Origin of the sequence: Crocosphaera chwakensis CCY0110 (assembly GCF_000169335.1) — a bacterium.
GTDB classification, from domain to species: Bacteria; Cyanobacteriota; Cyanobacteriia; order Cyanobacteriales; family Microcystaceae; genus Crocosphaera; species Crocosphaera chwakensis.
The window spans coordinates 109,793-121,935 of record NZ_AAXW01000008.1; the positions used below are offsets into that span (position 1 = coordinate 109,793).

15 protein-coding genes are annotated in these 12,143 nt (G+C 38.1%); 5 read left to right on the forward strand and 10 right to left on the reverse strand.

Annotation, left to right across the window (positions count from 1 at the left end; translation table 11 throughout):
- Window positions 1-49: 49 nt before the first annotated feature.
- Window positions 50-1,441 carry a signal recognition particle-docking protein FtsY gene (gene ftsY, locus CY0110_RS07315; RefSeq protein ID WP_008274737.1) on the reverse strand — a complete coding sequence of 464 codons (1,392 nt, stop codon included), beginning with the start codon at window positions 1,439-1,441 and terminating at the stop codon, window positions 50-52.
- Between the two features lie 242 nt (window positions 1,442-1,683).
- Window positions 1,684-2,190, reverse strand: coding sequence for a DUF4168 domain-containing protein (locus tag CY0110_RS07320; RefSeq protein WP_008274738.1), 507 nt, complete (start codon window positions 2,188-2,190; stop codon window positions 1,684-1,686).
- A 148-nt stretch (window positions 2,191-2,338) separates the two neighbouring features.
- Between CY0110_RS07320 and CY0110_RS07325 the strand changes: the two genes are divergently transcribed.
- Window positions 2,339-3,289: a DUF362 domain-containing protein gene (locus tag CY0110_RS07325; protein WP_008274739.1), complete on the forward strand. Its 951-nt coding sequence runs from the start codon at window positions 2,339-2,341 to the stop codon at window positions 3,287-3,289.
- A gap of 55 nt (window positions 3,290-3,344) precedes the next feature.
- On the opposite strand, the gene CY0110_RS07330 is transcribed toward CY0110_RS07325, so the two are convergent.
- The 7 genes from CY0110_RS07330 to lpdA form a co-directional block, all read right to left on the reverse strand.
- On the reverse strand, window positions 3,345-4,673 hold the full coding sequence (locus CY0110_RS07330) for an alpha-amylase family glycosyl hydrolase (RefSeq protein ID WP_035798806.1): 1,329 nt from the start codon (window positions 4,671-4,673) through the stop codon (window positions 3,345-3,347).
- A 204-nt stretch (window positions 4,674-4,877) separates the two neighbouring features.
- Window positions 4,878-5,066, reverse strand: a complete 189-nt coding sequence (locus CY0110_RS07335; protein ID WP_008274741.1) for a hypothetical protein — start codon at window positions 5,064-5,066, stop codon at window positions 4,878-4,880.
- Window positions 5,067-5,262: 196 nt separating this feature from the next.
- Window positions 5,263-5,730 (reverse strand): TolB family protein, encoded by a 468-nt coding sequence (locus CY0110_RS07340; protein WP_008274742.1) that lies wholly within the window; start codon window positions 5,728-5,730, stop codon window positions 5,263-5,265.
- A gap of 83 nt (window positions 5,731-5,813) precedes the next feature.
- Window positions 5,814-6,317: a TolB family protein gene (locus CY0110_RS07345; protein WP_198139120.1), complete on the reverse strand. Its 504-nt coding sequence runs from the start codon at window positions 6,315-6,317 to the stop codon at window positions 5,814-5,816.
- 200 nt (window positions 6,318-6,517) lie between these two features.
- Window positions 6,518-7,384 (reverse strand): Ycf66 family protein, encoded by an 867-nt coding sequence (locus CY0110_RS07350; RefSeq protein WP_008274744.1) that lies wholly within the window; start codon window positions 7,382-7,384, stop codon window positions 6,518-6,520.
- A 154-nt stretch (window positions 7,385-7,538) separates the two neighbouring features.
- A complete protein-coding gene (psbX, locus tag CY0110_RS28475; protein WP_012361448.1) occupies window positions 7,539-7,661 on the reverse strand; it encodes a photosystem II reaction center X protein in 123 nt (40 codons plus the stop codon).
- A 163-nt stretch (window positions 7,662-7,824) separates the two neighbouring features.
- Window positions 7,825-9,258 carry a dihydrolipoyl dehydrogenase gene (lpdA, locus tag CY0110_RS07355; protein ID WP_008274746.1) on the reverse strand — a complete coding sequence of 478 codons (1,434 nt, stop codon included), beginning with the start codon at window positions 9,256-9,258 and terminating at the stop codon, window positions 7,825-7,827.
- A 157-nt stretch (window positions 9,259-9,415) separates the two neighbouring features.
- On the opposite strand from lpdA, the gene CY0110_RS07360 reads away from it, so the two are divergent.
- From CY0110_RS07360 to CY0110_RS29880, 4 genes are all read left to right on the forward strand, one after another.
- Window positions 9,416-9,928 (forward strand): hypothetical protein, encoded by a 513-nt coding sequence (locus CY0110_RS07360; RefSeq protein ID WP_157464550.1) that lies wholly within the window; start codon window positions 9,416-9,418, stop codon window positions 9,926-9,928.
- Between the two features lie 97 nt (window positions 9,929-10,025).
- Entirely contained in the window at window positions 10,026-10,421 is a 396-nt protein-coding gene (locus CY0110_RS07365) for a hypothetical protein (RefSeq protein ID WP_008274748.1), read from the forward strand.
- A gap of 62 nt (window positions 10,422-10,483) precedes the next feature.
- Entirely contained in the window at window positions 10,484-10,669 is a 186-nt protein-coding gene (locus CY0110_RS07370) for a hypothetical protein (protein ID WP_008274750.1), read from the forward strand.
- 37 nt (window positions 10,670-10,706) lie between these two features.
- Window positions 10,707-10,871, forward strand: coding sequence for a hypothetical protein (locus CY0110_RS29880; RefSeq protein ID WP_157464551.1), 165 nt, complete (start codon window positions 10,707-10,709; stop codon window positions 10,869-10,871).
- A 60-nt stretch (window positions 10,872-10,931) separates the two neighbouring features.
- Here the strand turns inward: CY0110_RS29880 and CY0110_RS07375 are convergent, their stop codons facing one another.
- On the reverse strand, window positions 10,932-12,140 hold the full coding sequence (locus tag CY0110_RS07375; protein ID WP_008274752.1) for an NAD(P)-dependent oxidoreductase: 1,209 nt from the start codon (window positions 12,138-12,140) through the stop codon (window positions 10,932-10,934).
- Window positions 12,141-12,143 lie beyond the last annotated feature (3 nt).

A 12,143-nucleotide genomic window follows, 5' to 3' on the forward strand; every position in this document is an offset into this window, starting at 1 on the left:
AAAGAAAGTCTAGAAAAAGTTGACACTTCTCCTAAACTTTTATTTTCAATTATTCGTTCAATAAAGCTTCAACAAACTCATAACTAGAAAAAGGTCTTAAATCTTCAATTCCTTCCCCAACACCAATAAAACGAATGGGTAAATCTAATTGTTGGGCAACCGCTAAAGCGACACCACCTTTGGCAGTTCCATCTAATTTAGTTAAAACCACACCGCTTAAATTAGCTGCTTCAGAGAAAACTTGCGCTTGACGTAACCCATTTTGTCCTAAAGTTGCGTCTAATACTAACAAAGACTCAACTTGAGCTTTATCCGCTTTCTTATCAATTATACGCCGAATCTTAGCTAATTCTGCCATTAAATTCTTTTTATTTTGAAGTCTTCCTGCCGTATCTACCAATAATAAATCAGCTTCACGGGCTTGAGCAGCAGAAATGCCATCAAATACTACAGCAGCCGGGTCTGTATTTTTGCCAGGGTTGGCAATAACAGGAGTGTTGGTTCTTTCTCCCCAAACCTGCACTTGTTGAACAGCAGCAGCCCTAAAGGTATCAGCAGCAGCAATAATACAATTGTAGCCAGATTGTTGAGCTAAATGGGCTAATTTACCGATAGTAGTTGTTTTTCCTGCACCATTGACCCCCGTTAATAGCCAAATATTTAAAACTCCTTTTTCTGGGGCAAAACCAGGATTAACCACTTTTTGCAAAGGACGGTCTAAAATCTCTCTTAAAATACTTTTGAGGTATTCTAAAGCTTGTTCTGGGGGCAGTGCTTCTTCTAAAAGTTTATTTTGTAACGTAGAAATAATATAATCTGTCGCTTCTATCCCTGTATCCGCTTGTAATAACAGGGCTTCAATTTCCATGACAGCATCTTCATTAAGAGGCCCTTGACCGACAATAGATTTAAGTTGGTTAACTAACCCGCGTCGGCTTTTTCCTAACCCTTGACGCAGACGTTTTAACCAATTAATTTCTTCTTGTGAAACATCATCCGGGGCCCGTCCTTGTGCTGCTAAAACTTTAGCTGACCAAACAAATTCGTCATCGAAGGTGATGGGGGTTGTGTCTTCAACCGTTGCCTTCTCCATCGCCGTTTCTTTGAGTGCTTCTAAGCGATCGGATTTTTGCATCCACGCTGGTGTTTCCTCTGTTTTCTCTTTTTGAGGAGACTGAGACACCTGGGGAGTTTCTGGTTCAACCTCCGTTACTTGGTCATCTGTTGTTTCTGAGGGGGTTTCTGTTTCCTCTGACTCGGAGGTTGAAGGCGTTTGACGTTGTTGAATATTTTTATATGCTGTTTTTGCCCAACTTAAATAATCTTCTTGATCGCTTTGTTCACTAGAAGGTTCAGTTTCAGGAGTCTTGGTTTGTTGAGTGGGTTCTGAAACTTCTTCAGATTCGGTCTTATTAATTTTACGGCGAAACCAATTAAACATAGGAATAAAAATTAGTGCTATCTAAAACATTTTAAGCCTCTGTTTGACTTTTCACGATCTATTTTTAATCCATAGCCGAAAGTAATGCGCTTTTTCTGGTATGAGGCGAAGTGGGCAGACTTTCCCATCATCACCGTACCAGAAACTCTCATCACCACACTCACTGTGTACCAAGGCTTTGGCCTCAAAGGCAAGACAGGTGAATACTTTTGCCTTTTGTCTGTTGTGCCTGTTGTTTTGAATTATTGAGATAAGATTTCAACGACTTTCTTTTGAAGATCGCGATTATTTTCAACAATTTTGCCGATTTCATTAAACCGTGAAATTTCTAAACCGGCCTCTTTAACAGCAACTCTTTTTTTCTTGCGATCTTCTTCGTTGAGTTCTCGAACTGCTTCTAAGGCTTCTTCAAACTGCATTTGTTTATCAGCAGACAGATTCATTTGAGTGTCTTCTTGTTTGCCAATTTTCATAAACTCTTCAGGGGACATTCCTGTAGCTTGAACGGCTTCAATCATTTTTTGCTGAGTTTCTTCATCGATCGCCCGTAAATCGGCGATCGCGTCGGCAAATTTTTCTAAGTCTTGTTGGGAAATATTTTGCTCAGCCATTTCAGAAGACGATTGAGCGATCACTTCTCCTGGCTGACTATAAGCGGGAAATCCACCAAAACCAGTAGCGCAAATAACTACGCCAAGACACCCTTTCGATAATAATTGTTTAAGCATTTTGTTATTTGTAGAATCCATTACATTTAGCCATCAGTCTCAAGAAATGATTAATCTAGAGCTAACAGTTTTTAGCATCTTAGCAACTCTTGAGAAAAATGGAGCAGTAAAAATTTTATTTTTCAATTTTCACTAATATATTAAATAACCCAACTAAAAATAATCATTTATGTCTAGCGTTAGTTTATTATCAGCCCATTCTTACGATCTGCCTTTACTTAAAGCCTCTTTAGAAAAGCTTTTAGAACCATTAGGAGGAATCAAGTCTTTTGTTCAACCAGGACAAAGAGTTTTACTCAAACCAAATTTATTGACGGGAAGTCGTCCAACCAAAGAATGTGTCACTCGTCCTGAAATGGTGTATTGTGTGGCTCAATTGGTTAAAGAAGCAGGAGGAACGCCATTTTTAGGAGATAGTCCAGCCTTTGGTACAGCCCGTGGGGTTGCCTTGGCCAACGGTTACGGGTCTATTATTGAAGCGTTGGGGTTAGAGGTAGTCGAATTTAAAGGCAAACGTTACAGTCATGATAGTGACCATTTTGATCATTTACGCTTGTCTAAAGAAGTGATGGATGCAGATGTGGTCATTAACTTGCCTAAAGTTAAGTCTCATGTTCAGTTAAGTTTAACTTTGGGGGTTAAAAATTTATTTGGTTGTGTTCCGGGGAAAATGAAAGCCTGGTGGCACATGGAAGCTGGAAAAGATGCCGATCGCTTCGGAGAGATGTTAGTAGAGACAGCTAGAGCCATCGCCCCAAATTTAACCATCATTGATGGTATTATCGCTCATCAAGGTAATGGACCGAGCAGCGGCGAACCGAGGGATTTAGGCATTTTAGGAGCTTCTAGCGACGTTTTTGCTTTGGACTGCGCTATGATTGAACTCTTAAAGCTATCCCCTTCATCGATTCCTACATGGGTGGCTCAAAAAAGACTAGGATTAATTAGTAAGGTTGCAGACATCGAATTTCCCTTATGCCATCCGACTCAATTACAAGTGAATGATTGGCAGTTACCCCATAAAACAATGCCCATAGATTTTGGACTCCCTAGAGTGATTCGTTCAACCTTTAAACATTTATATATTCGTTTAGTACGAGAACCCTTAAAGATTTCTTAGATCATCAAGTTGACGGAAGCGATCTCGAAGAGATCCGCTTTGCGGTGCGCCTAATTTATTCAGATAACCACATTTGAGCCGTTCTAGGATGAATGGATAAGGTAAAGCGATCGCCCTCGATTGTCATTTTGTTATTATTTAGACAATCTTCATAGAGACTGGGATTTTTTAAACCCGAAGTGCTAAACTCCACCGAAGCATGATCACCCCCTTTATTAATAGCAACAATGCCACAATCTCCTCGTCTAAAGACTAGCACCAAGTCGCTTTCATATAACATAGCCATCTGTTTTCCTTGAACCTGACTGTGAAAGCGAATCATTCGCTTAATATCGTCTCGTTTAAACGCATTACACCAGCGATCGTGATCTTCAGGATGTCGGTGAACGGATTCGTTATGATCTGAGTAAATTAAAGGAAGACCCCCATCTTTCCCGACAATGTAAGCATAAGCTAAATTTTCATCGGTGCGATCAAGTAACAAGTTACGAAAATCCTCATTATGAGGAAGATCATGATTGACCACAAAAGTAACAGACCTAGACCAAGGTAAACCATTATTCTCGTTTTCAGGACGGGCTAATGTTCTAAGAGAACCTCCCATCTCAAATGCTTTTCGGATGGTTTGAAACAAACGGAAATCATAGGCAGATATCCAAGTTTCTTGGAGAAAGGGATCTAAAAAGGTTTTTTCTTCATGATCATTGGTGGTCAAAACTTCCCCGAATAAATAGCGTCCAGCCAATGAATCACTATCGGCAAAATTATCAATCATCCGCTTACTTATATGTTTGATAGCATCAATACGGAAGCCATCAAAGCCCATTTTTGCTAAGGCAGCTAACATGGTTCGTTGTTGCAATAACACCCAAGGAGAGTCCATTAAATCCGGTAAATCACTGATATCGCCATAGACAACTCGGTGTCGATCAGACCATTCATGATCTTCAATATTTCCGGAACGATTAAAATCATGACCAGAAAATAAACCCTCATTCAAATCGCCATACAATTTATTGGCTTCAAATAAGTCTCGATTATGTTGATAGTTAGCGAGTTCAGCGTCTCCTGGAAAGTTTAACCGATCTTCTCTTTGTTCATTAGCCATATGGTTGATGACAATATCAGCATAGACTTTGAGTTTATGCTCACCGGTATGACATTGTTTAATCAATTCCTCTAGTTCTTTTTTCCCTCCCAAATGGGACAAAAGCACTCGATAATCTTTCGGTTGATAACGTTGCCACCAGTCATGAGAATTGACATCTGAATAAAGAATCGGTGGAATGAGTAGCGCACCATAACCTGCTTCTCGTATTTCTCCTAGTCTGTCAATAATTTCTTGATACTTCCAATTGAAAACATGAAGTACGACATCACTCATAACAATTTTTTCCTTGTAGCGGGGTCTTGCTTTGGGTTGCAATAACGCCATTTTAACTGACAATACCCTTTTAATACGAATATATTACACCAATAACAAAAAACTTAATTCTTCTTATCGATTCTTTAATTAATGATAAAAACTCGTTACCTATTGATAACAACCATAAATATAAATATTAGATTTTCCAAAAATAAAGGATCATTAAGTATTTCTTGGATAAGCTCCTCGTTGCCGGATAGCAGACATACAATACTCAGAACCACATTTTGAGCAAACTAAAATAGCGGTTAATGTCGATTGAGATTTAATCAATAAACCTTTACTGTGACACTTGGGACAAATATCTAAAGCTAGATTTGTCCAGAGTTTTAATTCAATAGTATTATTCATAGCAATTTATTTGAACAATGATTTAAACTAAATTCCAGAATAATAGCTATCAAGAAAGGATGTCAGGGTAAAAAAATGTAGATATTTTGAGTAAAAATAGATAATTGATGTCAATGTAAAGTAGGCAAAAGTGGAAATTAGGAGAATTTAGGGGAATATAGTTTTCTTATTATTTTAAAAAGCTAAATAGGCATCTTTATGGGAATTTAAGAGGATTACCGAATAAATCATAAATCATAATATCCCATTGTCCGTCCTGGGCAATTTCAAAAGCAATTTGAGTCCCGTCGGCATTAATAATAGGATTCCGGACTTCTGCTTGTAAATCAGTTGTTAAATTCCGTTTTTGTTCGGTTTGTCGATCATAAACATAAATATTAGTTTTTCCTTGACGACTACCTGCAAAAACTACATAGCGACCATTTTCAGAAATAGACGGATGAGACGCTATTTCATCTAACGCATTTAACCCCGGTAAAGAAATTAATTGTCGTTGTTGAGCATCGAAAAGATAAACGTCTTGAGAACCATTTCTATCAGAGATAAAGACAATATAAGTAGAAGTCACTTGGGGTTCTAAGTCCGAAGCGCGACTATTTAATCCTCGTCCCCCTCCATCGAAAGGGAAATTAAGATAACGAGGATAACCTGTACACCCTGTCATCAGACTACTAATGACAACTATCCACGTAATAAGAAATTGTTTCACTGATCAATCCTAAACTTAAACGAATAACTGATCACTGCTTACTGATCATTGATCACTGGTGTACCATCAGGAATATCTAATTCAATTAATGGGCCACGATCTAATACTTCTATGTCCCATTGTCCTCGCCGTGCGGTTTCAAAAACAATGTAGCGTCCATCAGCACTAATTTGTGGATTTCTCACCCAATTACGATAACCTTGAGTTAACAGTTCTGCCCGTCGAGTGGCGCGATCATAAAGTGCTACGTCTGGCCGTCCTTGTACACTAGAAATATAAACTAAATATCGTCCCGTACGGCTTAAACTAGGACTTTCTAAGATAACGTTACTTTGATTTAACCCTGGGAGATCCATGAATTTTTCGCTACGCAAATCATAGAGTAAAATCTCGTTACTGCTGTTACGATTGGAGACTAGAGCTAACCAACGACCATCACCACTAAGAGCCGGTTGTTGGTCATTATAACGACTATTGAGGGTAGCCGGGGGTTCGGGACGGTTGAAGGCATTACAAGAGCCTAGGAGACTTATTAAGCTTATTCCTATGAGTAGCTTAAGAGATAGATAGGGTAAAGAAACTTGTGAGCGGAGGAGCAGGGAGCAGGGAGAGGGGAGAATTGCTAAAAACTCTCGTTGCTGACAAAGCCTTCTCCACTTTGGTATTCCTCGCTCATCAAATTTTTTGGCCTTTATGTTGTCTCCCTTTGCGCCTCTGTCTTGTTTACAGTGGAGCATTATTGTTAATAGTCAAAATTAGAGGGATCTGACGGGCGATCGCCTTCGTAATTATCCTCTGGTTTTGAGGGTCTAGGACTGCGCTTTCTAGGGCTTTCCTCTGAGTCAATGGGTTGATAGTCAACGTAGTCGGTGGTGGTTGGTGTTTCCTCTGGACTCGAAGGATAACCTTTTGTCTGACTACTGGGACGAGGACGGCGTTTCCGAGGGGGACGAGAAGGAGTTTGCGGGGACGAGCTTTCAGGACGAGGACGACTGGGACGACGTTTTTGGGGGCGATCTTCCCACATATCATCTTGACTACCCCAAGCATCATAGTTTTCCGTTGTCGGTCGACTGGGACGGGTTTGCCGTCTGGGGGAAGGGCGATCGCCGTAGGGATCGCTAGGGGGACGACGACGAGTTCTCGGTGTTCTAGGGTCATCCTCTGTGTAACCCCGATTGCTGCGAGGATCAGCATATCCTTGTAAACGGGGGTTATTCCGATAGGTGGGTTCTTCTTCTTCGTAAGGTTCTAAGCGATCGAGTTCTGCTTCTGTATAAACTCTTGTTTTACTCACCCGACGATCATCATCAACAAACGAAGAACTCCGTTTTGCTTGTTCGGTGGTAGCTCCTCTTAAGCGAATACTTTCGACGGCAAAAAATACGGCCGAACCTGTCAACAAAAATTGTCCAAACTGTAGGATCGGATCAAGTCGCCATCCTTGAAACAATAGTATAAGTCCGCATAATAAGCCGACTGCTGCAAAAAATATATCATGATCCCTCGACAACTCTGGCCGTACCGTTCGCAAGAAGTATAAACCGGCTCCGGCAACAGCTAAAAAAATTCCGAGGACACTGGCTGAGTTCAGCCCAAAATTAACCATTATCGCTCTCCGTTTTCATCTGCTATGGTAGCGAATTTTCTTTAATATTTCAGTCTTAGAATACCCAACAGGGTAAACTTTTTTCGTATTACTAATATAACTAAATAATGAAACTGACCCCACCCAACTAAGGATGGGGTTGATTCAAACAAGCTTAGAAGTTGCGCTTGATTTTATCGCTTTGACTGATGAATACCAGTCCGACGGTGACGGGGATAACAACGATAACGGTTCCCCAGACAAGGCTCCATAAGAAATTAGCTAAAGATGGTGTCATATATTTGTTACCCTTTTTTCGGTTTTGATACCTAACGTTACTTATTCTAAGGGGTTTTTTCCCCATTGCGTCAAGAAATTCTTGGATGGCGGGTGTGGGGTGTGGGGTGTAGGGTGTAATGTTTTTCTCCCTGCTCCCTTCTCCCTTGGCTCCCCTGCTTAGGCTAAACTCTAGCTTCAGCGCGTTTAAAGGCTTCGTCTAATACTTCGGATAGGGTGGGATGGGTATGAATATTAAACGAGAGTTTCTCGACACTTTGACGTTGAGCGATCGCATTTGCTGCTTCTTGGATCAAGTCGGAGGCGTGAATACCCATGATATGCACTCCTAATAATTCCCCGTTATCTTTACGGAAAACAATCTTAGCAATACCGTCGGTTTCTCCTTCTGCAAGAGCTTTAGAATTGCCTTTAAAGTAGGTTTTAACGGTTGCTACCTCAAATCCTTCTTTTTCTCCTAATTCACGGGCTGCTGGTTCAGTTAGCCCGACGTAACTGATTTCGGGGTGAGTAAAGGCTGCTGCTGGAATACTACGATAGTCGATGGTTTTGTCTCGTCCGCAGATATTTTCGACGGCGATCGCTCCTTGTCCCGATGCTGCGTGAGCTAACATCAATTTTCCGTTTGCGTCTCCTACTGCCCAGAGGTGGGGAACCGGTTCACCGTCTCGTAACACTTCCATTTTGTCGTTGACGGGGATAAAACCGCGATCGGTTTCAATACCAAGGTTTTCTAAGCCAAGATTTTTGGTTGCAGGGACTCTACCAGTCGCTACTAAACAAGCATCTACTTCTAAAACATCAATGACTTCTTTTGTCTTAGCATCGGTTAATTCAATGGTAACGGGTGCGCCTGGGGTGACTTTGGTAGCAAATACCCCGGAATAGGTTTCGATATCACGGGCTTTTAATAGGGTTCTTTCTGCTAATTTAGAGATTTCGGGGTCAAAACCAGGCATCAAGGTGTCTAAGGCTTCGATCATGGTGACTTCGCACCCTAATGCGGTGTAAATATCAGAAAATTCTAACCCAATATAACCACTACCAATAATGGCGATCCATTGGGGTAAAACGTCTAATTTAACGGCTTCGTCGCTGGTAAAAACGGTTTTATGATCGATTTCAATACCACGGGGAACAAACGGCACTGAGCCAGGACATAACATAATATCCTTGGCGGTAATAGTTTTTTCTCCATCGTCGGTAAGTACACTGACTTTTTGGGTGTCAATGACTTTTCCCCAACCTCGGATAGTTTCGACTTTGAGGCGTTTTAAACTGTTGGTGAGATCCCCGCGTATTTTATTGACTAAACTAAGGGCATGATCCGCGATCGCTTGTCTTTGGAAGTCTACCCCTTCTATATGAATTCCTAAATTGTAGAGATGTTGGGCATTTTGTAATTCTCGCACTCTTCCTGAGGCTGCTAAAAGAGCTTTTGAAGGGATACAACCCCGGTTAACACAGGTTCCTCCCATGTCTTTTGCTTCGATAATGGCGGTTTTTAAGCCACATTTGACGGCGTGTAAGGCTGCACCGTGTCCTCCGACTCCTGCACCGATAATGATTAAGTCATAATCGAATTCTCGCTCGCTCATAATCTTTTTCCTTAATGGTTTGATTATTCTTTCTTAGTGAAAGACCTATCTTCTGATCATAAATCTCTATATACAAGTTAGTCTAGTGGTTTAAGGTTTGATGGTGAAGCAAATTAAACAGAATGATTTTTACATGGAGAATATTCTTAATAAACTAATGATGAATAAACTTTTGAGAAAAACATGGAATGAATTTCAGTATATGATTTCTCAGATAGAAGATCAGGCTACTCCGCAACAAATCTTTGAAAGTTTCCAAAATTGGTATAAAAAAAATAAAAAAAACTTTTCCCCTAGTTTACTCAAAATATATAGAATAGAAGAATTAATCAATATCGATCCGAAAAAATATCCACTTGCTCATTCGCAATGTACGCCACAAACCCTTAGACGTTTCCTTCATTTAGAACTTTCACATGAAGATTCTTTTGTAATGTTTTTAAGAGATCAATTATGGGAACTTGTAGTTTTGACTATAGATGCTGAATGTCATAGATGTGGAACATTAGAAATGTCTGCTTTATTTGATGTTGAAGCACAACAAGTCGTTTTAGAATGTTTACAATGTGGAGAATTACAAACACTCAAAGGAAACTCCTGTAAATGCTTAAATCCTAAAATATTACGTTTAGCACAAAAAAAATACTTAGAAATTTTTGGATTAATCTAACAGAAAAAATACGATACCATCTTTTTAGTTTATTTCTTACTTGAATTTTGCCAAAATTAATCATAATATAAGTAGCAATATTGATAGTTAATTCATTATGAATGCTGTCCCAGAACGATTTCCTCCTTCAACAATAAAAAACTTTCAAAATTATATTTGTCCGATTAGTGGAATTAAAGCTAATGGAAAAAATGTACCTAATCAATGGGTAAATTGTCCGCTAGTTGAGCAACCAATTTGTTACGGACTTTGCTTGGATTTACAATCAATTGCTCGTGATGATGAATTTGATGATCATCCTTATGTGGACGATTTTTATAAATTAGCGAAAAAGCTAAATGTTGATGTCCTTAAGTTAAGAAAAACTTGTTTAAATCATCAAAAAAAGATTCTTATTGAAATGCTTAACGATGAATTCTATCCATATCCTGGAGACAAAAAAGAGAGTAAAGTTTTATTAGATTGGATAGTAAACCTTTCTAACGAGCTTTAAATTACTTTTTGAGTTTATATTGATAATGTTTATAATAAATAAAAAGATTAGTAAATTAGTTGATGCTAAAAATTTTAATTGAATTAGAATCAAATGTGATTGAAGAAATTGATAGCTTTAGTACAGGTCATATTACTATTGAAGTAAACAACAAGATTCTAAGCTCAAAAAATCAGACTCCTAGTCAATCCATGATGATTTTTATCTCTCTTGTTGAACTCCTTGATGGCGTTTATTTATTTAATTAAACACAATACTAACAAAATAAGCTTTACTAACAGTAAAATGGAAACTTTGGGTCAAATAACAGAACTAGAGATGATTAAATCTCTGTGGCAAGGAGTTCAAAGTTTTATTTTTAAATATGGTGATTTTCTTGGTGAAAACGAAATTATCAAAAATGATTTTGATAGTTCTCTAGAAAACTTTAAAAAGCAATTCAATCTTTAAGTAAGTATATAGTAGAGTGTTTTACTAATGAGTAGGCAATATATTACTTTACTGATTTACTTATTTCTCAAAATCAACAAAATCTTGTAAATATTCATAAGGTTTATTTAATTGCCCACTAATCGCAATAGTCGCCTCATTAATCATTTGACTATCAGGTTTTTTTAACTCATCCCAAACTCTTTCAATTAATTGGTTTCCGAAATCTTCTGAAGCGTCACGGGGTAATTCATTGGGTAAATTATCAACAGCCATAATATCAATACTTTGCGGTTGAAAAGGCTTTATTTCTGTTTCTAAATTGGGATCATAACCATAGATAGGATTTTCAATAGTAGATGCTCTTATAGTACAAGGAATAGAAGCATTTGGGGCAATATCACAGGTTATATCTGCAATCACTTTTATTTTAAAATCATTTTTTTTCAGATCTTCTTTTGTAAAAAATATAGGGACTTTTTTCTCCCAATAAATACCATTAATCATAATATCGCTGACTTTTATATAAGGTTCAAAAATGGAATAATATTGTTCTGGATGTTGATAATAATCAGATTCATTAAATATATCTTCTTCTTTTTTAGCATACATATCTTTGACTGATAATTGTGTATAAACAGGATAAGAAAATTCTTGATTTAACAAGTCTTGAGGTGATACTTTTTTGATATTCATTAAATTAAGAACGGTTGCTGCACCATTACTAACTCTTCCATCTCCCGTAATAATAATTTTAAAATTAGGAAGAGATAAATCATTATAATAAGTCTTCGCTTCAGCAAAATCATGACATTGGTGCATGGGTTTTAAATCAAAAGTTTGCTTACGTTTTCCCCAGGCTAATATAGCATTATGCGCGCCAACAACACCAGCCCAATGACCAAAAGCAATCACTCTTTTTCCTTGTGCATCACAGAGACATTCATAGTCAATTAAACGAATATTTTTTTGTAAAATTGTTTGTAATAGTTGACGGTTATAAGGTTGTTTTTTATGAGTATGAGAAAAAAATAAATAGGTTTTCTTAGCAATCAAAGAATTAATAGGAACTTCTTTGACTCCTAATAAAATGTCACAATGACTAATATCTTCAACCACAGAAATATTTTTTTCTTGGTATTCTGAATCAGAAAAACATCGTTTGTCACTTGATTGAATAAATATGTCTAAATCTTGGTTATTTTCGATTAAATATTGACATTGTTCTGGAGTTAAAGGAACCCTAGAATCTGGGGGATTTTTTTCTTCTCGAATAATACCAACTTTCATAAA